The organism is Acinetobacter sp. YH12156 (assembly GCF_013418235.1).
Classification (GTDB): domain Bacteria; phylum Pseudomonadota; class Gammaproteobacteria; order Pseudomonadales; family Moraxellaceae; genus Acinetobacter; species Acinetobacter pseudolwoffii.
Genome location: NZ_VPCL01000013.1, coordinates 91,064 through 117,672, shown reverse-complemented (window position 1 = coordinate 117,672; position 26,609 = coordinate 91,064). Strand labels below are relative to the sequence as shown.

At 43.6% G+C, this 26,609-nt stretch carries 25 protein-coding genes and 2 pseudogenes; 17 read left to right on the top strand and 10 right to left on the bottom strand.

The genetic code is table 11. The features are described 5' to 3' along the window. Positions 1-91: 91 nt before the first annotated feature. Positions 92-538: pseudogene (bioD, locus tag FTU87_RS12135) on the top strand (dethiobiotin synthase); the annotation flags it as partial. Here the strand turns inward: bioD and FTU87_RS12130 are convergent. After that, the gene (locus tag FTU87_RS12130; protein WP_005093731.1) at positions 516-1,898 is read right to left on the bottom strand and encodes an ATP-binding protein; all 1,383 of its coding nucleotides are present in this window, start codon (positions 1,896-1,898) and stop codon (positions 516-518) included. The pseudogene bioD and the gene FTU87_RS12130 sit on opposite strands and share 23 nt — an antisense overlap. Next, a complete protein-coding gene (locus FTU87_RS12125; protein ID WP_005093734.1) occupies positions 1,891-2,565 on the bottom strand; it encodes a response regulator transcription factor in 675 nt (224 codons plus the stop codon). The genes FTU87_RS12130 and FTU87_RS12125 overlap by 8 nt, the downstream gene beginning before the upstream one ends. A gap of 108 nt (positions 2,566-2,673) precedes the next feature. Between FTU87_RS12125 and dsbD the strand changes: the two genes are divergently transcribed. The 4 genes and pseudogenes from dsbD (at position 2,674) to FTU87_RS15245 (ending at position 6,592) form a co-directional block, all read left to right on the top strand. Continuing rightward, complete coding sequence (gene dsbD, locus FTU87_RS12120; RefSeq protein ID WP_180097499.1) at positions 2,674-4,611, top strand: protein-disulfide reductase DsbD; 1,938 nt, start codon at positions 2,674-2,676, stop codon at positions 4,609-4,611. Further along, complete coding sequence (locus FTU87_RS12115) at positions 4,608-5,456, top strand: TlpA disulfide reductase family protein (RefSeq protein ID WP_180097497.1); 849 nt, start codon at positions 4,608-4,610, stop codon at positions 5,454-5,456. Before dsbD ends, FTU87_RS12115 begins: the two co-directional genes overlap by 4 nt. 19 nt (positions 5,457-5,475) lie before the next feature. Further along, positions 5,476-6,216 carry a thiol:disulfide interchange protein DsbG gene (gene dsbG, locus FTU87_RS12110; RefSeq protein ID WP_016659404.1) on the top strand — a complete coding sequence of 247 codons (741 nt, stop codon included), beginning with the start codon at positions 5,476-5,478 and terminating at the stop codon, positions 6,214-6,216. A 64-nt stretch (positions 6,217-6,280) separates the two neighbouring features. Then, positions 6,281-6,592: pseudogene (locus FTU87_RS15245) on the top strand (DUF202 domain-containing protein). Positions 6,593-6,600: 8 nt separating this feature from the next. On the opposite strand, the gene FTU87_RS12100 reads toward FTU87_RS15245, so the two are convergent. After that, positions 6,601-6,909, bottom strand: a complete 309-nt coding sequence (locus FTU87_RS12100) for a metalloregulator ArsR/SmtB family transcription factor (RefSeq protein WP_005247061.1) — start codon at positions 6,907-6,909, stop codon at positions 6,601-6,603. 120 nt (positions 6,910-7,029) lie between these two features. Here FTU87_RS12100 and FTU87_RS12095 point away from each other — a divergent pair, with 120 nt between their 5' ends. The 11 genes from FTU87_RS12095 (at position 7,030) to pnuC (ending at position 16,310) form a co-directional block, all read left to right on the top strand. Then, complete coding sequence (locus tag FTU87_RS12095) at positions 7,030-7,446, top strand: YeeE/YedE family protein (protein ID WP_016659403.1); 417 nt, start codon at positions 7,030-7,032, stop codon at positions 7,444-7,446. A gap of 1 nt (position 7,447) precedes the next feature. Next, entirely contained in the window at positions 7,448-7,864 is a 417-nt protein-coding gene (locus FTU87_RS12090; protein ID WP_053579073.1) for a DUF6691 family protein, read from the top strand. Between the two features lie 2 nt (positions 7,865-7,866). Then, positions 7,867-8,739 (top strand): MBL fold metallo-hydrolase, encoded by an 873-nt coding sequence (locus FTU87_RS12085; protein ID WP_074382696.1) that lies wholly within the window; start codon positions 7,867-7,869, stop codon positions 8,737-8,739. 68 nt (positions 8,740-8,807) lie between these two features. Beyond that, a complete protein-coding gene (locus FTU87_RS12080; RefSeq protein WP_074382697.1) occupies positions 8,808-9,590 on the top strand; it encodes a sulfite exporter TauE/SafE family protein in 783 nt (260 codons plus the stop codon). Positions 9,591-9,689: 99 nt separating this feature from the next. Then, a complete protein-coding gene (locus FTU87_RS12075; RefSeq protein ID WP_035337430.1) occupies positions 9,690-10,085 on the top strand; it encodes a rhodanese-like domain-containing protein in 396 nt (131 codons plus the stop codon). 49 nt (positions 10,086-10,134) lie between these two features. Then, a complete protein-coding gene (locus FTU87_RS12070; RefSeq protein ID WP_005093752.1) occupies positions 10,135-10,470 on the top strand; it encodes a carboxymuconolactone decarboxylase family protein in 336 nt (111 codons plus the stop codon). Positions 10,471-10,498: 28 nt separating this feature from the next. Beyond that, positions 10,499-11,119 carry a class I SAM-dependent methyltransferase gene (locus FTU87_RS12065; RefSeq protein WP_005093755.1) on the top strand — a complete coding sequence of 207 codons (621 nt, stop codon included), beginning with the start codon at positions 10,499-10,501 and terminating at the stop codon, positions 11,117-11,119. Positions 11,120-11,326: 207 nt separating this feature from the next. Beyond that, on the top strand, positions 11,327-12,016 hold the full coding sequence (locus FTU87_RS12060) for a GntR family transcriptional regulator (protein WP_005093757.1): 690 nt from the start codon (positions 11,327-11,329) through the stop codon (positions 12,014-12,016). 261 nt (positions 12,017-12,277) lie between these two features. Next, positions 12,278-13,471, top strand: a complete 1,194-nt coding sequence (locus tag FTU87_RS12055) for a phosphotransferase enzyme family protein (protein WP_005093759.1) — start codon at positions 12,278-12,280, stop codon at positions 13,469-13,471. 51 nt (positions 13,472-13,522) lie between these two features. Then, positions 13,523-15,712 carry a TonB-dependent siderophore receptor gene (locus FTU87_RS12050; protein WP_180097495.1) on the top strand — a complete coding sequence of 730 codons (2,190 nt, stop codon included), beginning with the start codon at positions 13,523-13,525 and terminating at the stop codon, positions 15,710-15,712. A 28-nt stretch (positions 15,713-15,740) separates the two neighbouring features. Further along, positions 15,741-16,310 carry a nicotinamide riboside transporter PnuC gene (pnuC, locus tag FTU87_RS12045; protein ID WP_004281962.1) on the top strand — a complete coding sequence of 190 codons (570 nt, stop codon included), beginning with the start codon at positions 15,741-15,743 and terminating at the stop codon, positions 16,308-16,310. Positions 16,311-16,487: 177 nt separating this feature from the next. On the opposite strand, the gene FTU87_RS12040 is transcribed toward pnuC, so the two are convergent. After that, a complete protein-coding gene (locus tag FTU87_RS12040; RefSeq protein ID WP_005093765.1) occupies positions 16,488-17,999 on the bottom strand; it encodes an aldehyde dehydrogenase family protein in 1,512 nt (503 codons plus the stop codon). A 201-nt stretch (positions 18,000-18,200) separates the two neighbouring features. Between FTU87_RS12040 and FTU87_RS12035 the strand changes: the two genes are divergently transcribed. Continuing rightward, positions 18,201-19,382, top strand: a complete 1,182-nt coding sequence (locus tag FTU87_RS12035; RefSeq protein ID WP_004647792.1) for a hypothetical protein — start codon at positions 18,201-18,203, stop codon at positions 19,380-19,382. Between the two features lie 505 nt (positions 19,383-19,887). Here the strand turns inward: FTU87_RS12035 and FTU87_RS12030 are convergent. The 6 genes from FTU87_RS12030 to FTU87_RS12010 all read right to left on the bottom strand — a co-directional run bounded on the left by FTU87_RS12030 (position 19,888) and on the right by FTU87_RS12010 (position 26,311). Then, positions 19,888-21,060, bottom strand: coding sequence for an iron-containing alcohol dehydrogenase (locus tag FTU87_RS12030; protein WP_004733137.1), 1,173 nt, complete (start codon positions 21,058-21,060; stop codon positions 19,888-19,890). A gap of 255 nt (positions 21,061-21,315) precedes the next feature. Further along, on the bottom strand, positions 21,316-21,588 hold the full coding sequence (locus tag FTU87_RS15240; RefSeq protein WP_100358270.1) for a hypothetical protein: 273 nt from the start codon (positions 21,586-21,588) through the stop codon (positions 21,316-21,318). Then, positions 21,585-23,144 (bottom strand): PepSY domain-containing protein, encoded by a 1,560-nt coding sequence (locus FTU87_RS12025; protein ID WP_004733135.1) that lies wholly within the window; start codon positions 23,142-23,144, stop codon positions 21,585-21,587. The genes FTU87_RS15240 and FTU87_RS12025 overlap by 4 nt, the downstream gene beginning before the upstream one ends. 3 nt (positions 23,145-23,147) lie before the next feature. Then, positions 23,148-23,429: a hypothetical protein gene (locus tag FTU87_RS12020; protein WP_004281957.1), complete on the bottom strand. Its 282-nt coding sequence runs from the start codon at positions 23,427-23,429 to the stop codon at positions 23,148-23,150. Between the two features lie 42 nt (positions 23,430-23,471). Continuing rightward, positions 23,472-24,083 carry a DUF4198 domain-containing protein gene (locus FTU87_RS12015; protein WP_005093768.1) on the bottom strand — a complete coding sequence of 204 codons (612 nt, stop codon included), beginning with the start codon at positions 24,081-24,083 and terminating at the stop codon, positions 23,472-23,474. 71 nt (positions 24,084-24,154) lie between these two features. Then, positions 24,155-26,311, bottom strand: a complete 2,157-nt coding sequence (locus FTU87_RS12010) for a TonB-dependent siderophore receptor (protein ID WP_180097493.1) — start codon at positions 26,309-26,311, stop codon at positions 24,155-24,157. Positions 26,312-26,609: the final 298 nt, after the last annotated feature.

The following is a 26,609-nucleotide window of genomic DNA, read 5'->3' as shown; positions in this document are numbered from 1 at the left end:
TGTGAAAGCGTACCAGTAATCACTTCTATTTTTTTGAGCTTATTTAACAACATCCTCAATTATTTTTTAAATTAAGTTGCACTCAGGTGGCAAGCTGACCATGCCAGAAATCTTTAGCTATCCGGCCTCACCGCATCTGGCATCTGAACTGGATCGGCGTTCAATCGATTTCGAAAAAATTCAGCAGGCAGCCACTATACTGGCCGAGCGTTATGACCGGGTTCTGCTTGAAGGAGCGGGTGGATTAATGGTGCCGCTGACCCGGGACATGCTGACGATCAATTATATTGCAGCGCATCACTACCCTGTCATTCTGGTGACTTCAGGCCGTCTGGGCAGTATTAATCATACTCTACTGAGTCTGGAGCTACTCAAACAACGTGAAGTCACGCTTTATGCTGTGGCATTTAACCATGCTGATGACCACCAGGATCAAACGATTGCGATGGATACCATTCAATATTTAAAGGAGTATCTGACCCGGTATTTTCCAACAGCCGTATGGCTGGATATCCCTAAGCTTGCATGTCACGCTTAGACACGCCGTACTTTATTTCAATGCTGAGCCCACCATAGGGTCGACGGGCATTGAAAGAGAGCTGATAGCCATATTGTTTTAACAGGTTAGCAGTTAATGCCAGTCCTAAACCATGGCCATGCTGCTGAGCAGATTTGCGCCAGAAGCGTTGTCCTAAATGTTGAATATCTTCTGCTGTAAGTTGCTGGCCATTATCTTCAATCACCAGGCAACCAGACTGCATGGAAATCCAAATCTGTTCAGCCTGTGCATGCAGCAGTGCATTCTCAAGCAGATTTTTCAGTACGGTATACAGCACAAATTCAGGTAGCTGAATTTCGCCTAGACTTTCCCAGTTCACCTGTATTTTTTTGTTCATTTCTGGATAGCGTGTACCTAAGTCTGCAAGAACTTTCTCAAGTGTGGGGCGAAGCCAGATGGCCTCAGTCATTTCCTGGAGACTGTTTTCTGATTGGGTCAGCAATAAAAGCTGCTCGAGTAATAGTGTATAACGCCGGATACTCTCATTGGCCTGCTGCAAATTGTGCTGAATGGATTCAGGCAGGTTCTGCTGCTGACCGATCAGCTGTGCCAGTTGTACATGGGTTTTAATTGCGGTCAGGGGACTGCGTAATTCATGTGCAGCATAGGCACTAAAGGCTTTCTCCTGTTGCAGACTGTCATTGAGTTTCTGAATCAACTGCGTGGAATTGTTGACAAAAGGCTGTACTTCTTGGGGAATGCTTGCAGGCTTGAGCTGCATTAAAAAATCTGCCGCCTCTGAATAGCTAAGGTTTTTCTGGTTCAGGTATTGACTGAGCTGATCCAAAGACCGGAACTGTCTGCGGATAATAAAGATGATCAGGGCAATACAGATTAGCAGTGAGAAGACCAAGGGAACCAGTACGGACTGTAGAATCTGCTGTAGTAAGGTATCCCTCAAGAACATACGTTCTGCCGCCACCACCTGAATATCACCACGACGCAGGACATAACTGCGCCATTCCGTATCACCCTGCTGCCAGGTGCTGAATCCTTCTGGTCGCTGGCTTAAATTTTGGGGGGCACCGCGTGTTTTGGCAATGACCTGATTATCTAACGAGATGTCAGAGCTAAAAAGAGAGACTTCACAGGCAATTAACTGGTTTGCATCATCATTCTTGGCTAATTTGGATAAGGTTGCATCCCCCAGACTATCCAGCGGTAGCTGCTGAATCAGCCGGGCAACCATTTGCGCAGATGCCGATAGGCGTTGATCCAGCGTGTCTTGTAAACGTTGTTTCAGGTCAATATACAGCCATGAAAATACCGCACTCCACAGCACAATAAACACGGCCAAAAGACTCATGGCCAAACGCCATTTCAAGCTGTGCTTAAACATGACGATGCTCAAACGGTTTGAAAATATAGCCCACACCACGAACGGTCTGAATCAAGTCTGGATGTAGTTTTTGTCTCAGGTGATAAATGTGTACATTCAGGGCATTGCTCTCGATAGCGTCCTGAAAACCATAGAGCTTGTCAATAAGCTGTTCATTTTTCAGGATCTGGTTGGGGTGGCTCATCAGGGTTTCCAGCAGGCTGAATTCACGGCGAGATAAACTCACGGCCTGGTCTTGGTAGGTCACAGTCTGGGTATCCCGATTCAGAACCAGGTCATCAAATTGCAGTGTATTCGAGGCAAAGCCGCGGTGGCGACGGGTGAGGGCATGAATCCGGGCAATCAGTTCCTCCAGCTCAAAGGGTTTGGTCAGGTAGTCATCGGCACCGGCATTCAGGGCCTGAACACACTGATCGGTCCGCAGCCGTGCCGTCAATACCAGTACCGGGAGATCAATCTGGTCGCGTCGCCAGCTGTGCAGCAAGTCCAGGCCATCCTGATCCGGCAGGCCTAAATCCAGTAAACACAAATCGACAGCACTATGCCGGATAAAATAATCTGCAGCACGTGCGTGACTGACATGCTCCACTGAAATATTCAGATAGTTCAGAGCAGCACAAATGCTCTGTGCGATATAGGGATCATCCTCAACCAATACAATAAACATAGAACATCCTGATCAAACTGCCATTATTTTATAAATGATTTGGGCTGTTAATGTTGTCTTAATTTTAGTTTTTCAATAATGCAGTCCTAACAGGAGGAGATCAGCTGGATGTTGAAGTGGATATTGGGTGCCGTGATCGGCGGTGGAATCATGACGGGAACTGCACATGCAGACTTTTTACCACCGGATCAGGCTTTTCAGTTTCAGGTGGTTTCTACAAGTCAGGATCAGGCAGAGCTTAGCTGGAAAATCGCAGAGGGTTATTATCTGTATCATGACCAGCTTAAAGTGTCTCATCAGCAGACCCCAGTCAAGTTGGCATTGCCCAAACCTGAAGACAAAGATGATCCCAATTTCGGTTTGACTCAGGTGCATTATGGGCAAGTCAAAACCAATATGAATGTCCAGCCCAACCAGCAGTTTGCGGTGCAGTGGCAGGGCTGTGCAGAAAGCGGTTTATGTTATCCGGTGCAACGCACCACAGTAAAAACTGATGCAGATGGTTTATTTCCAGCGCAAAACTTGAGCAAGCCTCAAAAGCTGCTGGCCAGCACTACACAGCCAGAAGCAAACGAAAAGATTTTGACTACTCAGAAAGATGAGCTCCAAGCTATAGGGCAAACTCAAAGTACAGATCAAGCACTGGCTGAAGAAAAGGTGGAGAAAGTGCAAGTCGCTGCAGTTTCCGACCCTGTCGTGCAGCCTGAGGTGGAATTAACAGAGAAAAACGACCAGCTTATTACAGACCCTAAAAATCAAACTTCATCAGCAGGCATGAATGACCAGTGGAACAATGACCAGTATTTTTTAAGTTTGCTGTCGGAACAAGGTCTGTTAATTAATGCACTGCTTTTTCTCGGGCTTGGCATTCTGCTGGCATTTTTACCGTGTTCCTTACCCTTGATTCCAATCTTAACGGGAATTCTGGTCCAGCAGCACCGGGGCTACCGTGCTGCGCTGATTGCGCTGGTCTTTGTTTTGGGTATGGCACTGGTCTATGCGGTCATGGGACTTGCTGTGGCACAGCTTGGTTATAGTTTTCAGCGCTGGTTCCAAAGTCCGGTATTCATCAGTATTTTCAGCATTCTGTTTGTTTTGTTCGCGCTTAATCTGTTCGGAGCATTTCAGCTGTCCTTACCCCAAGGCATGTTACAGCGGCTGGATCACTGGCAGCAAAAACAGAAGGGCGGCACGCTGATTGGTGCTGGTCTCATGGGCATGATCGCCGCACTGATTGTCGGGCCATGTATGAGTGCACCGTTGGCCGGTGCCTTAATCTATGTGTCTCAGCTCAATCAACCGATACTGGGTGCCAGCTATCTGTTTGTCTTAGGCCTTGGACTGGGCTTGCCGCTATTTATCGCAGCTGTATTTGGGTCCCATCTTTTACCCAAACCTGGCATCTGGATGGATCGCCTGAAGTTCAGTTTTGGTTTTGTCATGCTGGCGCTGGCCTTGTATTTCGCCCGTCCACTATTGCCCGGCATTTTATACCTGAGCCTTTTGGGTGTAGTACTGATCACCTGTTCAGGCTACTTCTTGTTCAAGATGCTGCCCCATGTGCATCGGTCTGTATCGAAAATAGTCCTGATACTGCTCAGTGGTTTACTGGTCTTTGCAGGAGGCATGCAGCTCTATCATGTCTGGAGTCAGGTAGAGGTCGCCCATGTGGAATCACGTCTTGAATGGCAGAAGGTCAGTACAGCCGCACAATTGCAACAGGTTTTAGCCAAACATCCTGCACAGCCAGTGGTAATTGATGTCTATGCGGACTGGTGTGTGGCCTGTCAACCGATTGAAAAGGAAGTGATTCCACGTAGTGATGTCCAGGCAGCTTTACAAAATGTGGTTCGTATCAAATTAGACCTGACCCACTATCATCCAAGTCAGGATGAGCTGCTAAAAGAATGGCAAATCCTGGGTCCACCTACTTTTATATTTTTAAATGCAGCGCATCAGGAACAGCGCGAGTTGCGCTTGACCGGAAGCTTTAGTGCGGCACATTTACTAGGCACATTGCAGCAACTACAAGGGGAGCAACCATGATGATTTCCAGTGATGCACTGCATCTGGGACCTTTGATGTTGCCCTGGACACTCATGATTGTTGCCACTGGCTTGATGCTGTTATCTGCCGTCCTGTTTGGATTAGCCAGAAAGTATTCATGGTCTAAACAGCAGCTTGGACAAAGTCAGGATTTGCTCTGGAGCAGTTTTTTGCTGGGGATGCTGGGTGCGCGTCTTGTTTTCGTTCTGCTCAATGCCGAGCTGTATTTTGCAGCCCCCATCGACATACTGAAAATTCAAGACAAAGGTTTTCATTTATGGGGCGGGGTGCTGATTGGTGCTGTGTGGTATGTCATTCGCAACAGACAGTTGCAGACCCGATTCAAAGCCATCTTGCTGATCATCTTTGTACTCTGGATCGGGCTTGGGCTCGCGTTCAAATCCAGTCTAAAAACTGAAGCAGCGTTTCCTGATCTAGCCTTTGCTGGACTAGAACAGGAGCGTCTGGGTACAGACAAGATTCCACTCAGCCAATTCGTTGGCCAGCCCACGGTGATTAATTTGTGGGCGAGCTGGTGTCCGCCGTGTCATCGCGAAATGCCGGTGTTGGCCAAAGCAGCCAAGCAGCATCCTCAAGTGAATTTTGTCATGCTCAATCAGGGTGAGGAGGTAGCCACCGTAAATGCCTATTTAAGAAAACATCAGTTTCAATTTAAACATGTCCTGCTGGACCCATATGGTGAACTGCCACAGCAGCTGAATAGTTTTGGCCTGCCAACGACGCTGTTTTTTAATGCTCAAGGCCAGCTGGTCGAGCGGCATATGGGGGAACTCAGTCCGGCCATGTTGCAGCAATATTTAAACATAATTTCAGATCAACCTTAAAAAAACGGAAGGACTTAGTATGAACAGAATTTACCGGGTACTGGGTGCAGGCATGTTCCTGATCATGAGCATGCACACGCAGGCGAATATTAAACAGAATATTGAAAAACAGGGTTTTGTGTTTGTAAAACAGATTCCGGCACCGCAAGGAATGACCGGTTGGGTGGGGCATGAAGACCAGTACTCCAATACAGTATTTATCTCCAACGATGACAAATATTATATCAAGGGCGAACTGTTTGATGCGCAAGGGAAAAGCCTGTCCAATGAGCAGATTGAAAAGCATATGAAAAAAGCGGTATTGGATGATGTCTGGAAAACCCTGGAAAAATCGACCTGGATTCAGGATGGCAAGCCGGATGCACCACGAGTGGTTTATGTCTTTTCCGATCCGAATTGTCCATATTGCTATAAATTCTGGCAGGCGGCTCGGCCTTGGGTCGAATCAGGCAAGGTACAGCTGCGTCATATTCAGGTCGGTGTGATCCGTGAAGAAAGCCGTGGTCAGGTGGCAACATTGTTAATGTCGAAAAATCCAGCAGCAGTTTTTAATGATATAAACAAGAATAAAGGCAAAAAGCAGCTCAAGAAAATGGCAAAGATTCCTGCAGAAATTGCTGCAAAAATTGATGCCAACCAGGCCCTAATGGGGAAATACGGCTTTTTCTCCACACCGTCGATGGCCTGGAAAAATAACCAGGGTGAATTTAAATCTACTCAAGGCCTGGCGATGGACGTCAAAGAAATTTTTGAACAATAAGATCGGATGAGATATGTCCACTTTGGATCATCCACGGGTATTGTTTGCTTTGGAATGAACCGCTCTGGCAGGGAACCGGAATGGTCTGACATTAATTGCATTTGGTTTTGTGATTGAAAAATCCAACCGGCTATTGTAATTAGTCGATCATGAACGTTATGCATAAAAAATAGCCTATGCACAGTGGATGGGGATTGCGGTGATTGTGTTTTGCATGTTGGTGAATATCGCCTCAATCCTGCAATATCGAGGGGGATGGACATCACTGGGACCGCCGGAATTTATTGAAGGTTATTATACCCAGCATCCTGTATGGCTAAACCTGTTTACTGCTTTTAGCGGGCTGCTTCTGATCATTTCTTTTTGGTTGCATTAAGAGGAGGGCTAGGCGCAATACAGCTCGTACAGCTTTTGCATCAGGCTCAAGACCTTGGGATCACTCAGACGATAGAAAATCTGCTTGCCCTCACGTCGGGTGCCAACCATGTTAGCCTTACGCAATACAGTCAGCTGTTGTGAAAGTGTAGGTTGATGAATGTCAGTAGATTCTTCAATTTCCTGAACATTCATTTCCCCATCGACCAGGACACATAAGATTTTCAGACGATCAGGATTGGCCAAAACTTTTAGGCATTGGCTGACGAAATCGACTTGAGAAAAATCAATTTTGGCATTTTCAGCAATCATATCCATAAATGTCCTCACAACTTTTGATGTAGCCCGTGCAGTTTACATAATTTACCATAAAACTGCTTGATTAATATTTTTTATTATATAATATAAAAAAGTATATTGTATAGGGATTAATTCATCATGCATGACTTCCTCATCGCATTTATTGGCGGCTTAATGCTCGGGCTTTCCGTAGTTGGTTATCTTTACGTCAATGGCCGTATTGCAGGAATCAGTGGTTTGATTGGGCAAGTATTAAACTCAAAAACCATGTTTAAAACGCCTGCAATCTGGTTTTTATTAGGCTTGATCCTCACACCGTTTATTTATGGTCTGTTTGTACAACCTGAAATCGAATTGAATGCCAGCCCACTGATGATGATTGTGGCAGGTCTGCTAGTGGGCTTTGGGACACGCTTAGGTTCGGGCTGTACCAGTGGTCACGGAATTTGTGGCATCAGTCGCCTGTCTAAGCGTTCTATCATCGCGACCATGACTTTCATGTTTGCAGGTTTTGTCGCTGTTTATATTATCCGTCATATCACAGGAGCATTCTAAAATGAAAAATGTGTTTGCCTTTTTATTTGGTGCGCTGTTCTCTGTGGGATTGATGGTATCAGGCATGTCCAATCCGGAAAAAGTACTCGATTTCCTGGATCTGTTTGGCGATTGGGATGCCAGTCTGGCCTTTGTCATGATGGGCGCGATTGCGGTGGCCTTTATTCCCTTCCAGAAAGCATTACGTACGGCGCAACCGAAAACAGTATTTAATGACCCTATTGATTTACCTAAAAATAATCAGATAGATAAAAAACTGATCACAGGTGCGGTTTTATTTGGTGCAGGTTGGGGCATTGCCGGCATCTGTCCGGCGCCAAGTTTCACCTTGATCGGTTTGGGCCACTATCAAGTGCTCTATTTTATTGTAGCAATGCTGGTGGGTGTATGGATTCACCGTAAATGGTCAGGAGCTTAACGATGTCAAACTTACCTATAGTAAAAGATTTTTTTCACGAAGATACCAATACCTTCAGTTATGTTGTACGTGATCCTGCAACCAAAGCCTGCGCCATTATTGATAGCGTTCTGGATTACGATCCGGCATCAGCAAGTACCTCAACTATTCATGCCGATAAAATTATTGCCTATATTAAAGAGCAGGGTTTAACGGTCGAGTGGATTCTGGAAACCCATGTCCATGCTGATCATCTGACTGCAGCGCAATACCTCAAAGCTGAGTTAGGTGGCAAGATTGCCATGAGCCAGAAAATTGGTATTGTTCAGGAAACTTTTGGCGCGATTTATCATCTGGATATTAAACAATGGAATGCCCAGCAGCTCTTTGATTATTTATTTGAAGATCATGAGTCGTTCCAAATCGGAACATTGAAAGCCTATAACATTCCAACACCGGGACATACGCCTGCTTGCCTGAGTTATGTGATTGGTGATGCGGTTTTTGTGGGTGATACCCTGTTTATGCCAGATTATGGTACAGCACGTTGTGACTTTCCGCGTGGCAGTGCAGAACAGCTTTATGATTCGGTACAAAGCCTGTTTCAGTTGCCAGAAGATACCCGGGTCTTTTTATGTCATGACTATTTGCCTGAAACACGTGAATCCTATGTGTGTGAATCTGATATACAGACACAAAAGACACAGAATATTCATATTCATCAGGGAATCAGTAAAGCTGAATTTGCTCAGATGCGCAACCAGCGGGATTCAGGACTGAGTATGCCTAAACTGATTCTACCGGCGATTCAGATCAATATGAAAGCAGGGCAGTTTCCTGAGCCAGAACCAAATGGTGTTTCTTACCTCAAGCTTCCTCTTAACTACTTCAAATAAGCTTGTGTCGTGATTCAACAAAAAGTTCAACCTTTATTGAATCATTTTTGTGGATAAGGGAGAGGGCGATGTGGGCATTAATACTGGAAGGATTGGCGATTGGTGGCTTGCTGGGTCTAACCGGTGCTGGTGGCGGCATTCTGGCTGTACCGGCACTGATGGCGAGTCAGGGTTGGACGGTAGCTCAGGCTGCGCCGGTGGGCTTGCTGGCAGTCACGCTGTCGGCCTTGGTTGGAACGTTCGAAGGTTTATTCAAGCGTATTGTACGTTATCGCGCTGCGCTCTGGATCGCGCTGATCAGTATTCCTTCAGCCCGTTATGGCGTGCATCTGGCTGATATCGTTTCTCCAGTCTGGCTGACGCTGGCTTTCAGTCTGGTCATGCTGATTGTTGCTTACCGGATCTTCTTTAATAAAGTCCATGATCATGGTAATGCACCGTGCAAGGTCAATCAAACGACCGGTCGTCTGATCTGGAATGTGAAAACGGCCTCCTTTCTGGCTGGTATTGGTGTAGTGGCAGGTTTATTAACGGGTCTGCTTGGCGTTGGGGGTGGTTTTGTTATTGTTCCAGCCCTGCGTAAATTCACCGATCTCGATATGCGCAGCATCGTGGCGACCTCTCTCATGATTATTTTCCTGATTGGTGGGGTCAGCATTTCTGCACACGTACTGGAGGGCTTTCAATATCCTGTTTCGGTCACACTGGCCTTTGTCCTGGCCTGTATTGTCGGGATGTTCATTGGACGCAGTCTGATGCATCGGATTGACAGTAACAAGGTACAGAAAATATTTGCCACAACCGTGGTTGGGGTAGCTATGTATTTAATCTATTCAGCGCTCATGGGCTAAAACAGACGATTAAGTACCTAAACTAAAGCGCTTTAATCTCCCTGAGCATCGTTTATGCAATGTGAATATCGTTTTAATGGCCGAGGAAGAATGAAAATGATGAAAACTGCAGAGCAATTGATCCGGAATGCAAAAAGCCGGATTCAGGAAGTCAGCGTAAATGAATTGTTTGAGGCGATGCAAAACCATAAAACCATACTGATTGATGTTCGGGAACCAGATGAATTCCAAGCAGCAGCGATAGACCGGGCGGTGAATTATCCACGTGGTATTTTGGAAATGCGAATTCACCAGCATCCCTTAGCCAGTCATCATTGTGATACCCAGCAGGCACTGGAACATCTTAAAGATCAGCCGATTTATTTGATTTGTGGTACGGGTGGACGTTCAGCACTGGCAACCGATACCTTACAGAATATGGGTTTTACCCAGGTCAAGTCGGTTCAGGGTGGTTACCAGGCCTGGCTGGAACAGGGCTATCCGGTAGAAAAATAAGCTATTGAATATATAAATGAATGCTGATTTCTTTATTTGAGGTGAAGCAATGAAATACAAAGAATTAACCCAGAACATTTCGGGCAGTTTAAGAACTTTAAGTCAGGATTCGCCTGATTTAATGAAAAGTTTTAACCAATTGTCACAGACTGCTATGCGTGATGGCGTGATTGATCCGAAAACCAAGGAGTTAATTGCCTTGGCGATTGGTGTGGCGGCACGTTGTGATGGTTGTATCGGTTTTCATGTTCGAACCTTAGTCAAAATGGGCATGACCCTACGGGAACTGGAAGAAGTTTTAGGCGTTGCCGTCTATATGGGTGGAGGACCTTCATTGATGTATGCCGCAAATGCCCTAGAGGCATTTAAAGAGTTTTCCAGCTGATTGAATCGTTTAGTAAATGGAGGCTGAAATGAGTCAGCACTGGAATGAATTGTATGCCCGGACGCAAGATCTGTATGGCACAGCAGCAAATCTTTTCATTCAGCAAATTTCGGACAAAATCCGAATAGAGGGTAAAACACTGGCAATTGCTGAAGGTGAAGGACGGAATATCTTATACCTGGCTGAGCGGGCAAGACAGCAGGGTTACCCTTTTTCAGCGGAAGTCTGGGATTATTCTGATGTTGCTTTGACGCATCTGTCCAGCAAGGCTGAAGCCCAAGGGATAAAAGTTGAACTTAAACATGTTGATTTAACAGTAGCTCAATGGCCATCGGAGTTTTATCAAAATGTGATCTGTGTATTTGGTCATTTCGATATAGAAACACAAAAACAGGTTTTAGAAGGCATAAGAAAATCCTTGCTCAACGGTGGATGGTTTATTGGTGAGCTATATTCAAAGGAACAGATCGACTATAAAACCGGTGGTCCTTCAAATGTCGAATATTTATACGATCCTCGTTGCATTCTAGAAGTCTTCGGACAGGACCACATCCATCACTTTTATGTCGGGGAGCAAGAAAGGCAGGAGGGAAAATTACATTGTGGTAAATGCCATGTTATTCAATTTGCGATACAAGTGAGGAAGTAGAGCATAAGTGAATTTAATACATTTTGCTGACGATAAGGTCCTGCATTCTCATCATCAATATTTTTAGGGGGGATTACCATTACCGTAAAAATTCTCATTAAGACTAGGGAATGTATCTTTTTACTGATCTGTACCTTTTTTAATTTTCCTCTGTTCTTTAATTTAGTACCATCAATATAACTTACGCTGACGAGCTGGATTCACTGAATGAAGTATATGGAAATCAGAGATTTGATTGAGGCTGAATTGAAAAAATACAGTTCTAATCAAATGATTCCATCGGAACGTTACTTGGCATTAAAGTTTAACTGTTCAAGGGAAACAGTGCGTAAGGCTTATGAACAGCTTCGTGCCGAAGATAAAATTTACAAACGGCAAAATCTCGGCTGGTTTGTGAGTAATAAAAAAATTCAATACTATCCAAACTCAATTGAAAATTTTCGTTCTTATATGAAGGCACAGGGTTTTAATGCCAGAACAGAACTGATCTCGACCAGACAGCTGGAGCGATTTGATCACAGTGATGTTTTTAGTGAAGCAACGAGAAGACTCGGCTTTATTGAAATTATCCGTTTACGTTATGCTGATGATGTCCCGGTACTCCTTGAATACAATTATCTGCCTGTTGCGCTATTTCCAGATGTGCTGAATTATGACGTGATTACTTCGGTCCAAGATGTCATTAAAAATCACTTTGATTATGATTATACGAGTAGTCAGTTAAAAATTAAAAATACCGGTGTCTCTCATTTTGAGAGCCAATATTTAGGAATTCCTATAAGCCAAACAGCAACTTACATTGAACGTATTTCAAAATCAAACGATCTGGTGATTGAATATGACATCGAAATCTGGTCTCAGGACAAAATTGAAATGACCCTAGATATTCACGCATAAGCTTATATTTATCTCCAATCCATTCAAATCCTAAAAACTTCTGTGTTTTTAGGATTTTTTATTTTTAAAATAATTTTAATTATTAAGCATTCTATTTTTATATTTAAAAGGCTAAACTTGCCTCCAATTTAATACTGGTATGTACCACTTAATTTTGGGACAAACCTTAAATATTAAATGTATTTGAAAATACTGTGTAGATGTTTGCTTAAATGATGACTCTCCATTACCACATGATGATCTGGCTCAGGGATATTGATAATGACCACAATGACTGATGATTTAGGTCATGGTATGGGCAATGCCTGGGAAAATAAAGACTGGGCACATATTTCTGATCCAGAATTACAAAGCCTGCAGCAGCAGTATTCCTGTTTACAAGGTCATATTCAGATTTTGTGGTGTAGTCCACGGCCATTTTCATCTGCAGTATTGGTTAAAGTAGAGCAGGATCTTGTGAGCAGGGATGAAATAGTCGCGCATCAGTATTTGATTAAGCGCAGCCATTGTTCCTTTCGTCGTGCCCGCGATATTTTACAGGAGCATGCCGTTCTTCAGCATTTAGCTAGCAAAGAAATTCCTGTTGCAGCATTGATTAGCTCAAATCAAGGTCTGACCGCTTTAGAGCTAGGTGACTGGACCTATGAAGTCTATGCAAAAGCAGCCGGCTTAGATCTGTATGCAGATCAGCAATCCTGGAAACCTTTTTTCTATGCTGAACATGCTGCGAAAGCGGGGCAATTACTGGCAAGCTTACATATGGCCATGCAGGATTTTCCTGAGCGGCAAGGCCGATCAGCATCTTATTTATTGTCCAATCAGCAGCTTTTAAACAGTGAAAATATCGTTACAGCCATTCAACGGCGCATTGTAAACAGTCCAGAATTAAGCCGTTACTGTGCCGACAAAAATTTAGATCCTTACTTTTTAGATCAAATCTTACAGGTTCACCAGCGTATTCAGCCTGTATTGCAACAGGCAAGCAGAATTTGGACCCATAACGATTTACACGCTTCTAATCTATTTTGGTCAGCACCGGATGCCAAAGCGGAGATTACTGCCGTAATTGATTTTGGTTTATCTGACCGAAATTCGGCACTTTATGATCTGGCTGTGACGATTGAACGTAATTTCATTGATTGGTTGGAATTAAAGCAGAACCCACATATTCCGATTGATGAAGCCGGTTTAACCGCTTTTCTCCATGCTTATTTTTCCGAGATACATCCACAAGAAGATTTTAGTATTTTGCCAGAACTGCTGAAAATCGTGCATCTGGATTTCGCTTTTTCAGAGCTGGAGTATTTTGTGGGCATTACCCACAACCTCAACCATGCAGATGCGGCTTATTACGACTGGATTATCGGTCATGTGGACTGGTTCTTTGGCGAACAAGGCCAACAATTTACCCAGACTTTAACCCGGCTCATTCAACACGAATTGCACTCTTCTTAGTTGCTCTCTAAACCCGGCATCATCACCCACTTCAAATACATAAGGTTTCGTATGAACAATCGTCAACTCAAACAGAATGTATTAACCCGATCTTTAAATATGATCATTCTGTCGCAGCTTTGTTTAGCCCCGCTGACTTATGCTGAAGACGATGTTCAACAGCTTGACACGATTGTCATTACAGCCGATCAAAGCATCCCTTACTCGAGTGCCAAAGTGAATGTCGAGGGATTTGCTACGGACAGTCTGCAAAAAATACCTGCATCGGTCTCTATCGTGACTGCCGATCTCATTGCTGAACAACATGCTCGCGTGCTGAGCGATGTGGTAAAAAATGATGCAGCCATCGGTGATGGCTATGCTGCAATTGGCTATTATCCAAACTTTGTCTCGCGTGGCTTTGAACTCGATTTGGCATCAAGCTACCTCATTAATGGCAATGTGATTCGTGGTGAACAAAACGTTGCACTTGAAAACAAAGAACGTGTGGAAATTTTAAAAGGCATTTCCGCGATTCAAAGTGGTATGTCGACCCCGGGTGGTGTGGTCAATTATGTCACCAAGCGACCCAAAGATATCCAGGCCCTGACATTCTCTGCCGATCAACACGGCCAGTTTTCAGTGGCAACTGATCTCGGTGGTTTTTTGGGTGATGAGCAGCAATTCGGATATCGCATCAATCTGGTGAATGAGCAGATTGAGTCTTATGTCGATCACGTGGATGGTGAGCGCTATTTAGCGGCATTGGCCTTAGACTGGAAAACATCTGAGCAATCTAAATTGGAATTTGATCTTGAAGCACAGCGTTCCGAACAAAAATCAGTGCCAGGTTATCAATTACTGGATGGTAAAGTCCCAGAAAATGTGAAATGGGACCGATTGCTTGGTTACCAGACTTGGGGCAAACCGGTCACGATCGATAGTCTGAATAGCAGTTTAAAATATAGTTATGCCTTGAATGATGACTGGAACTTGGGACTCGTCGCAGCCCACAGTAAATCCAGAGTTGATGACTATTCAAGCTTTGCTTATGGTTATTATCGGGAAGGCTGTCTGGAAGAGTATTCCTGTAACACGTTTGGTAAAGCTGGCGAGTATGATATTTACGATTATCAGAATCCAGATGAAACCTTTAAAACCAACCAATTTAAAGTCAAACTAGATGGGGTGATTGATACCAATTGGGCGCAACATTATCTACATTTTGATATTACACAAACCAATAAATCGCGAGATCGTTTTGCTGGTGTCAATGAATGGAAATGGATTGGTGTAGGTAATATTTATACAGAAACCATAGATTTTTCCCCAGTAACAGCGAATGCTGGACCAAAATATCAAGTACTTAAAAGTAAACAAACTGCATTTACAGCATTAGACCGTATTGAATGGAATAAACAGTGGTCTACTTTGATTGGCGGAAAATGGATCGAGCTTGATGAACAAGCACATGCTTATGATGCAGAGGGTAAGCAGGTAATAAAAGTTCGTGATACGGATTTAGACAAATTTTTACCACAGTTTGCAGTGAGTTATAGCCCGGTAGAGTCAACAACTCTGTATGCCTCTTATGCCAAAGGCTTGTCAGATGGAAAGACAGCACCTTTGTTTGCAGAGAATGCGGCTGAAACTCTAGCGCCGATCTATTCAGAGCAATATGAAATTGGCCTAAAACAACAGATCAAGCAGTTTTTATTGACTGCCTCGCTATTTGATTTACGCCAAGACAACCAATATAGCAAGCCGATTTCAGGACTTCGCTATTTTGTTGCGGAAGGCGAACAACATAGTCAGGGTCTGGAGCTCGGACTGAATGGTGCATTAACCGATCATCTGGCCTTAACTTCATCTTTAGCCTTGACTAAAGCCCGTTTAGAAAATGTAGAAGCGGTTGAATATGGCAATCATCAGGCGCAAAACGTGCCAAAAGTTCGTTTCGCAACACATCTTCGCTATAACGTACCGAGCATTGCAGGTTTCACTGTTCTGGCAGGTGGTCAATACAGTTCCAGCAAATATGCCAACAAAGAGGGTGCTGCGAAAGTCGCAGGTTATAGTGTGGTTGATTTAGGCGCTGCTTATCAATTTAAACTAAATACGACCGATGCATTGCTACGCTTGAATATTAATAATCTGTTCAACAAGAAATACTGGCGTGATGCAGGTGAATTTTTGGGTGACGATTATTTATTCTTGGGTTCGCCGCGTACAGCAACCTTGTCATTCAATCTGAACTTCTAAATTGGCTGCTTAATCAGGTTATATTGTTATGGAAAATATAGAAATTGCAGCGTTCATTTTAAACGTTTTAGGTGTCTGGCTGACCTCCAAACAATATAAAGTCTGCTGGTTGGTGAATATTGTCGCTGTATTTTTATATATGATTATTTTTTATCGTGTCAATTTATTTGCAGACGCAGCATTACAAGCCGTATTTATCTTGATGCAACTGTATGGCTGGTATAGCTGGTCGAAGAAAAATCATGACCAGGCTATCACCGTGCAGATTGGCTATTTGAATAAAAAAATCTGGGTATATAGCCTGATTGTGGGTATTGTCGCCGGTCTGGTGATTGGCGCCTTATTTGCTCATTTCACCACAGCATCACTCCCTTGGTTGGATTCCATGTTGGCTTCTTTTAGCTTGGTGGCAAGTTATTGGGCGGCAAAAAAATATATTGAAAGCTGGGGATTATGGTGTGTGTTAGATGTGATTTATGTCGGCATGTATAGCTATAAGTCATTGTATTTAACCGCCGTGCTTTATTTTATTTTTATTCTTCTGGCACTCAATGGCTGGAGAATGTGGCGAAATCTTTATAGAGTGAAATTATCTTGAAATGACACTATTGCAAATAGAAATTTGAGGTGATGCTCTTTCCTTTAAAAAAAGTATTTATAGACTAAAAACTTTATTTGAATTGGCCGCAGCTTGAAGATGTTGCTGATATTTTGTGAAAGCTAGCTACCATACATTCAAAGCGAACCGAAGTTCGCTTTGAATGTATTTCACTTCTTAAAAGAACCCGGCTGGTTTGGTCGAATAGCTGACTAGCAAGTTTTTAGTCTGCTGATAATGATCCAGCATCATTCTATGATTCTCACGCCCAATCCCTGATTTTTTATAACCACCGAAAGCCGCATGGGCAGGGTAGATGTGATAACAGTTAGTCCAGACCCGACCTGCCTGAATAGCACGGCCTGCACGGTAAGAGGTATGCGCTGAGCGTGACCAGACACCGGCACCGAGTCCATAAATCGTATCATTGGCGATCTTGATCGCATCATCAAAGTCTTTAAAGGTGGTCACAGCCAATACAGGCCCGAAGATTTCATCCTGGAAGGTCTTCATGTCATTGGTGCCTTTAAAGATAGTCGGCTCAATATAGAAACCTTGACCCACTTCCTGACGTGCTTCACCACCAGTCAGGATCTGTGCGCCTTCTTCACGACCAGTGGCAATACAGCCCAGAATCTTGTCCTGCTGTTCCTGTGAGGCTTGCGCGCCAATCATGGTGTCAGTATCCAGCGGATGCCCGGTTTTAATCCGTTTCACCCGTTCAACGGCACGCGCCAGAAATTCGTCAGCAATACTTTCCTGGATCAGCGCACGCGATGGACAGGTGCAGATTTCACCCTGGTTCAGGGCAAACATGGCAAAACCTTCCAGCGCTTTGTCCAGATAATCGTCTTCCTGATCCATAATGTCGGCAAAGAACAAGTTTGGTGATTTACCGCCAAGTTCCAGAGTCACCGGAATAATATTTTCAGTCGCATATTGCATGATCATCTGACCCACTGCGGTGGAACCGGTAAAGGCAATCTTGGAAATACGGGGATTGGTCGCCAGTGGACGGCCGACTTCGACCCCGTAGCCATTGACGATGTTCAACACGCCCGGTGGCAAAATATCCTGAATCAGTTCAGCCAGCACCAGAATGCTGACCGGAGTCTGTTCTGCAGGTTTCAACACAATGCAGTTGCCCGCAGCCAGGGCAGGTGCCAGTTTCCAGACAGCCATCAGAATCGGAAAGTTCCACGGGATAATCTGACCCACGACGCCCAACGGCTCATGAAAATGATAAGCAATCGTATCTTCATCAATTTCGGAAATGCCGCCTTCCTGCGCACGAATACAGCCGGCAAAATAACGGAAATGGTCAATAGCCAGCGGAATATCGGCAGCCAGCGTTTCACGGATCGGTTTGCCGTTATCCCAGGTTTCTGCCACTGCCAGCAGTTCCAGATTTTGTTCCAGACGATCGGCAATTTTCAACAGAATATTGGAGCGGGTGGTCGGCGATGCTCTGTTCCATTGTTCTTTGGCTTTGTGCGCTGCATCCAGGGCCAATTCAATGTCTTCTACAGAAGAACGCGGAACCTTGGTAAAGACTTTGCCATCTACCGGAGAGATGTTGTCAAAGTATTCACCTTTGACCGGAGCGACCCATTCGCCGCCAATAAAATTCTCGTATTGTGCTTTAAAATGAACTTTTGAATCAGGTTGATTAGGATCGACGTAACGCATATGTATTTCCTTTGCTTATTTTCGTATGGCAAAACCGCTTCTACAGCTTTGGTATAAGGTACTTCTGCATCTTATTTGATTAATATAACTGGTATAAGGTTGGAAAAAGGTTGGAGCTAGCATGTTCACGATATTTTCATCCATTTTAAAAAAATAACGATTACAGCGGATGTAAATCATGAATTGTTGTGAGAATAAGGAATGATGACAAAACAAGATTTGATGGAAAAAAGGCACAATACTGATCAGCTTCGGCAAAACAGCAGTTTGTCTCCCTTACATGCAGAACAGCTGGGACAGAGTATTGCCAGCTCCTGGCAACGTTCATCCTCGGCTGAAATCCCGAAGAATCGTTTAGCAGCACCGCTGACGGATTTAAAAAAGACCACTTCTTCCTCAACTTTAGCCCAAGCCCTGCAACATTGTGCTCAGGATTTAAAACATATTGCCGAGCAATCTTCTATGGTGCTGGCGGTCGGAGATATCGGCAGCACCATCATTTGGGCAGCTTCTAGCCCACAAATGCAAAGTGCCGCAGAAAGTGTACATTTTATTGAAGGTGGGCAATGGCGCGAAGAGCTAGTCGGAACCAATGCATTGGCATTATCCTTAAAAACTCAACAATCCAGCTGTGTCTTTTCCAGTGAACATTACATGTCCTCCATTCATGATTGGGTTTGTTACGCTGCCCCGATTATTGATCCCTATTCAAAACAGGTCTTAGGTGTCATTGATCTGTCGACTACCTGGCCAAAGCATAACAGTTTAGCACTACTAGCTGCGGAGCGCTGTGCTACGATCATCCAGTCGGCTCTACTAGAATGCCAGAAGCAGCGCCTGTTTATTCGAGCTTTTTCAGTACCTCAAGTGCTGTTTAATGGCAAGATGCTGGTTCTGACTCCTCGACAGATTGAAATTCTGACCATTCTAGCCTTATGTCCGCAGGGTCTGAGTCTAGATACATTGCATCAAGCCTTATATGGCGAGCGCAAGGTCAGTATGGGTACTTTAAAAGCAGAAATGTCACAATTACGCGATTTATTAGGTGGTATGCTGGGTTCCAGACCCTATCGTTTATTGGCGCATGTAGAGGCTGATTTTTTAATGACAGAGCAATCTTTAGATGCTGGGTATATCGATTCAGCCTTGAAATTATGTACCGGCGTATTTCTGGCCAAAACAGAAAGTCCATTTCTATGCGCCTGGAGAGATTGTCTGGAATCACGCCTGAGCGATGCCATTTTCAAGGCTAATGAAACCGATGTCTTGCTGAAACATGTGGCACATTTTCCTGAAGCGATTGATGCTGTAGAACGCCTGATTGAACTGATGCCCAAAAACCATCCCGTTCATCAGACTCTGTTAAAATATAAAAATCTTTAAAGCTGATGTAACTGTCGGTACAAAGCTAAACAGTTAAAATAGGAATATTCTGGAATATTAAGTATTATCCTTGCTTACTGTGAGTTTACTTATTAATTTAGACTGAACCTGATCCTAAAATTTTTATCAGTGGCTACCCAGTTTGCCGTTTGCCTAGATGCTTGATATCAGCTACGCTCACCTTCATGTCATTTGAAGGACGCGCAGTTTATTCCTCAGGGATCAAATATAATCGTAAGATAATACGCTATGAAATTTTATTTGTGGCTAGAACGGGCTAAAAAAATAGTGGCATTTTTCTACCATGGGATTAATGTCGATATTCATAATGAAGGGGACTTCATAAAAAAGAAACACCCCCCGCTTTTATCCTCTTATGAAGGCAAAAGGATCAGCCAGGAACAGGAAAATGCATGTCTGCTCTTGGCACACTTCCTCAGGAAGTGAAACAGGGGCTGTTAAAAATGTAAGTCAGATGCTTGGAGAGAAGACTTACATTGAGGCACTACATCGCCGCTTTAAAAATATCTACCACTTGGGCATGGCTGGCTTTACGTGGATTGGTCAGCATGCAGGCATCTTTTTGTGCATTTTCCGCCATGATGGCCAAGTCAGCTTCTTTTACATTCAATTCCGTCAGCCCAGATGGAATACCAATTGAAGCCGAAAGCTGACGAATGGCGCCAATCGCTTCATAAGCTGCTTCAGTTACGGTTAAGCCTTCTGTATTCACCCCCATCAATTGGGCAATTTTGGCATAACGTTCAGGACAAGCAATCAGGTTAAATTCACAAACATGGGGGAGCAGAATTGCATTACAAACACCATGCGGCAAGTTGTAGAAGCCTCCGAGCTGATGTGCCATCGCATGCACATATCCTAAAGAGGCGTTATTAAAGGCCATTCCGGCAAGATATTGAGCATAGCTCATGGCATCCCGTGCTTCTAGATTATCCCCATTCGCCACTGCGGGACTGAGCCATTCACTGATCATGGTGATCGCCTTTTCTGCACAGGCATCAGTGATGGGATTAGCAGCCGTAGATACATAGGCCTCGACCGCATGTGTCAGAGCATCCATCCCTGTTGCCGCAGTCAGGCCGGCAGGTTTGGCCAACATCAGTTTAGGGTCATCAATCGCAATGAGTGGTGTGCAACGCCAATCTACAATCGCCATTTTCACATGGGTATCGGTATTGGTAATGATACAGAAACGTGTCATCTCCGAAGCCGTCCCTGCCGTGGTATTGATTGCAATCAGTGGTGTCATCGGAACGGTACTTTTATCAATCCCTTCATAATCACGGATATGTCCGCCACCTGCAGTGACCAGACCGATGCCTTTGGCACAGTCATGTGATGAGCCCCCACCTAACGATACAATAAAATCACAGGCATTTTCATTATAAGCTTCAACTCCATGATGCACGTTAATATCAGTTGGATTGGGTTCCGCACCTGGGAAAATATAACTGTCAACACCTGCCTCTTTCAAATAATCTGCAATATCATCTGCAACACCAAATTTAAACAGGCCAGCATCAGTTACAATCAGTGCTTTCTTGGCGCCTAAATTTTGTGCTTTTATCCCGATTTCTTTAGCACAGCCCGGACCAAAAAGTGAAACGCAGGGAATATAAAAACCGTTAGTTTGATCTGCAATATTTTTAAAAGCCATGGGGTGATTCCTTCTACCATTGATTGATTATTTTATCGGTGACCCTCACCGTAATATGAGTATTGGATGAAGCTAAAAAGAATCCTACCTACCAAATACCTACCAATTTAAATTTCTGATTCTAGCCAAAATAATGCATTTGAGGTATTTAAAAGCAGATTGGCAAGGTTTAGCAGATACTGGGTAGATTGGTTTAATAAAGGGCGTGTGAATAGCACACTAGGCTGTTTACTACTTTCTGATTTTAAATAAATACTAAAATGCTTTATTCATTTTTAAGATAAAGATAAAAAGTACGGGGCTTAGAAATACCCATAGAGCCACAAAGCTGATACTGTAGCTAAACCGGGTCCGTAATAAAACCATTACGACGAATAAGAAAATACCTGCAGCGAATTTAGTGTACGTAGGAAAATTCGCTAAAAAAGCGTACCGAGATTTTCGGGTTTTTAGGATCTGCTTTGCACTTACCGCATAAAAACCAAAACAGCTTAGCCATAAAAGCCCCATGATTGCGATCCATATCATATGGAAGACTCCTGCTGTACGGCTTTCAGTTTGGTCTGGATTTTCTTAATAGCCTTTTGCTGAATGGGCGTAATTTTCTGGTGTAACAATAGGGCAAGCAGTGCCAAGGTCCATAACATCAGATCAATACGCAAAAAAGGCCAATAAGTCGCAAAAGAATCAACATATTGCTGGGAAACTAAATAATAAATATCAATCAGGGGAATTATAAAGGCAGCACAAATCAGAAGTTTAAGCTGCATTCTCCATATATCTTGCTGTGGGGTTACACATGCCAGGATAAAACTGCCAAGCCAGATAGAGAAAAAACTATAAATTTCATAATTTGGTGCACCTACAGGAATACTGATAAAACGATTCGCATAGAGATATCCCAGCATGGCAAGCGGCAAGCCAATAATTATGGTGATATTCAAGCGGTTCACTAAATAGTGTCCGAGATGAAACCGCACTGATTTTTTCTGCATCTGGCGTTTCAGGCTCCACAGCAGCAATCCGGATGCAATCATTGCGCAGCCTAATATGCCGGAGAAAAATAACCCTAAACGTAAAACAGGTTCGGCAAAACGTGCCATATGTAAACCATACATGCTGGCATTTAGTGTGGCAATTGCACTTTCATTTCGTGTATTTTCAAGCAATTTTCCGGTAGCAGCATTTAAAATAAGCTGTGCCTGATTTCGTGTAATGGAATGATCTTTGAGCTGAGTTAAGGTTATGTGTGCCAGCTGGGTATTGGGCTGCTTGACCGTGATATTGTCAAATTCCGCATATCCCCAGTGTTGCTGTGCCGTGGTGATAAAATGTTGAATTGGCAGCATCTGGGTTTTCACAGGAACTGAGTGGGTGGCTGATGTATTGATTGTGCGAATTTCTTCAAAATATTGAAAGGGATTGTCTGGATAAAGTTTTTTCATACCGGAAGGCAGCACGATATAAAAGAAAATCGCCAACCCGGTAAATGTCATGGTCAAAAAGAACGGCAGGGCAATCACTGAACTGACATTATGAAAATCCAGATAAGAGCGCTGTCCTTTAAAGGCTCTTAGGGTAAAAAAGTCTGTCAGGATTTTTTTATGGGTAATGATTCCTGAAATCAGAGTCAATAACATGATAAAGGCAGCAATCGTCACAATCAGCCGACCAATGGTGTAGGGCATACCATAGAGCTGAAAATGAAAATTATAGAAAAAATCTCCCCCTTGTGTGGCTGAAAGCTGTAATTCTTTTCCTGTCGAAGCATTCAGGGTTTTGACTTCATAGCCACCATCCGCTTTTTGCCAGTAGACTTTATTCACCGGTGAGTCTTGATTGGCGACTCCGATATACCAGTTTTGGGCGTCCGGTGCATGCTGCTGTAAATAGCTGTAAGCAGATTTTAAGGCAGTTTCCTGATTGACTTGCATTGTGGCAAATTCAGGCTGCATCCATAGACTGATTTCATGTCGGTAATAGGTGACCGCGCCTGTTAAAAAGATCGCAAAGAGTAACCAGCCAAAGCTTAAACCCAGCCATGAATGTAAACATGCCATGGATTGACGGACAGATTTATGCATGGTTTAACCTATGAAGCGGGAGAAGAGAAATAAAATAAGTAAAGGAATCAGGCTATAGATAGAAAGCTTTTTTAAACTTTGGATACAGAAGATTCCAATCACAAAACAAACATAAAAAATCAGGGCAGTAAATGCAGCCAAATAGACAGACTCAGCTTTAGGCAGAAAAGCCTGTAGAAAGTAAGCCAGATCGAGTGCGATTAAATAACTGCACAAGTAGCCAATGCCAAAGGTCATGCCTAAGCGATAGAGAATGGCAAGTGGCTGCACTACAACAGACATCATATTTGGCCTTGAATAAATCTATACTGATGAAAATCTAAAAACTTAATAAACAAAACTTAAAGTCGTTACCAGATACTGTTTTTTATAGGCCTGCTGATTCAATTTTCCTGCCTTGTCTGCTTCTTTGCCAACTTCAATGACATATTGACCTTTCCATGGCGTGGCGATCGTAATCTGGCCTTGGCCGTTGGTGGTGTATTTTTTTAGCCAGAATTGCGGGGAAAAGACTGTGACTTCAACATCCGCAGCAGCTTTACCCTGATACAGTACCGTAAATGTATTGCTGTTGATCTGGGTCGGGACAATATCTAGTTCTGACTCTGCTTTCAAGTTTTGTCTGCCGGATTTGGCATGATAGCTCAACAATGATTCTCCATAGATCAATTCATGACTGAGCTGGACATCTGTCTGGCCTTGGGTCGCATAAAGCAAATGATCTTGTTGCATTTGAGGACTAAAGCTTTTTCTAGACTGAACGGCCTTTGCTTGATTAAAAGACTTCAAGGCACCTTGCTGCGTTTCTTTAAGCTGTTCACTATATTCACCAAAGAACGCATGAGTCTGCTTATCTGTATCACGTTCCAGCCAAAGCATATGCGCCTGAGCTGAAAGTGTCATAGACAGTCCGAGGGTCAGAGCGATCATTTTTTTCATTTGTTTTACCTGTTTTTGTGTATGTAGTGATGATTTAGCCCTGAACATGTCGTCAAGGCTAAGTTTGAAAATCAGTATTTAAATTTCACAGCAACGCTGTAATTTGCTGGTGCACCATAAAAACCTTGCTGATTCGGGAAATTGAACAGATATTTTTCATTGGTCAGGTTATTACCATTGGCTTGCAAGGTCATATGCTCATTCAGCTCATAGCTGGCCATTAAGTTCACGAGCGCATAAGCATCCTGCTCAATGATTCCAGCTTTCTGGGTAATCACTCCATTGGCGGTTGCTTCAGGCACATCTAGATAGGTCTGATCTTGCCACTGCACACCAAGGCCCAGTTTCAGTTTTGGAAGTTGCGGCACCTGATAGGTAGTTAAAAGATTAAAAGACTGGGTTGGATTGAAGGTACGCGCATCACCGCCATTGATCAGATCTTTCAGGCTAAACTGGGTATAACCAAAGCTTAAGTTAAAATGGTCGGTCAGTTGTCCCGCCAAGCCAAACTCGTAGCCTTGGGAACGCAGGTTACTGACCTGAGTTGTGCGTAAAGTCGGAATACCATCAGAATCACGAAGCGGATAATTACTTTGCTCCGTTCTGAACACAGCCATGGTGGCGGTAAGCTTGTCATCTAGCCAAGAACCTTTGACTCCGACTTCATAGCTTTCACCTTCGATCGGTTTGTTAATGCTGCCATCATCTGCTCTGGTGGTTTGCGGACAGAAAATCGAGGTATAACTCAGATAGCCTGTATATTCAGGGCTAAAGTTATAGGTCAGACCGGCATAGGGTAAAACTTTATCTTCATCATAAATGGTGTCGGTCCCATAACTGCTACCACTGCTTTCAGCCTGAACATAGTTCGCACCTAAAAGCAGTTTCAGATCATCATTCAGATGCAGTCGGGTCGCAGCATAAAGGCTCTGGTTCTTCTGCCGGATATGCATTTCACCACTGGTTTTCGACATATCCCAGCTTGGTTCTTCGGGTGTAAAACTGGCTAAATCTGTGGTCAGCGGATTGACAAAGCTGCCAGCATAACCCAATTCATCCAGACGATTTTTGGCCCAGACATAGCCCAATGAGGCTTCATGGCGTTGTCCCCAAAGCGGATAGGTGCCGCTAAAACTCAGGCTGGCTTGTTGTTCTTTATTGTCATCAATATACATGCCTGGGTAGAGGAAGATGCCTGAAGTGCCATTTGCGCCAGGTTTGCCGGACAGAAACAAGAGCTTTGAATCGCGTTGTGTACGTTTTTCATCATAGGTCAGTTTGGCTGTCCAGTCGCCACCCAGTTTTTGTTCAAGCTCGGCAAAGTAGCTTTTAATATTGCTATCCCAGTGGGCCCAGCTTGGACTGTAATTATAATTCCGTGAGTAACTGAGCTGCTCGCCTTCAGTATTGATCAGTGGATTAGAACCCCAATTGACACCATTCGGCTTGTGATTGGTTTCGGTATAGCCAGCAGTCAATAGAGTTGTGTCAGTTACATCTGCCTCCACAACAGCACCTATGCCGTTCTTTTCCAGTTCATAACGATCCAGATAACTGTCGCCTGTTTGTTGATAGCCAAATACACGACCTCTGACTTTTCCATCTTGGGTGAGAGGAGAGGATACATCTACTTCATAGCGCTGCGTATTCCATGAGCCATAACTGGCATTAAAGGCTGTTTGAAGGTCGGATGTCGGGCGTTTGCGAATCATATTAATAGTTGCGCCGGGATCGCCAATTCCATTATTTAAGGCATTCGCGCCTTTGACCACTTCTACACGGTCAAACAAAAAACTGTCTGGATTATCATTATTATAATTATAGCCTTCGAGTGGAATACCAACGCCATCGACTAAAACATTTGAAATCTCGAAACCTCGGGCAAGGTAGGAGGTCCGTTCCGTTTCCTGATTGCTGACGATAATGCCAGGGGTATTGCGCAGTACATCCCGTGTATTATCCAAAGCAAAGTCATCCAGCTGCTGGCGGGTAAGGACATTGACTGTTTGCGGCGTTTCCTTAAGTGGAATATTCAGTTTTGAGGCGGTTGACGAGTTTTGGATGATATAGGCTTTACTCTGTTCAGAGCTGAGCTCACTCTGTTCTGATTCCGCTGTAACGGTAATCGTCGGTAATTGCTGAGTATCATCGGCAAAACTTTGTTGTGTAACTAAAATCGAAAAACTGAGTAAAGATAGTTTAAATGATGAAGGAACGGTAGAAGACATTTTAGTTGATGTAAATGATAATAATTATCACTAATGTTATTGTTTAAATATTTTTAAAGCAATCTTAAATTTAACAGGAAATATGAATGAAAAATGGGTTAATGATAGGTAAATCTACAAATAAAACTTTGATGTACGGAGTAGGGAGGACAATAAAATATCCCTATTAAAAAAGATGTTATTACCTTACCTTTGTGTTCCTGAACGGCTTTGCTGCACGAATACCTAACACTATGATTTAATTATATTTATTTTTTATTAAAATTTTATAAAACCCCTTAAAAATCAGTATCTTGCA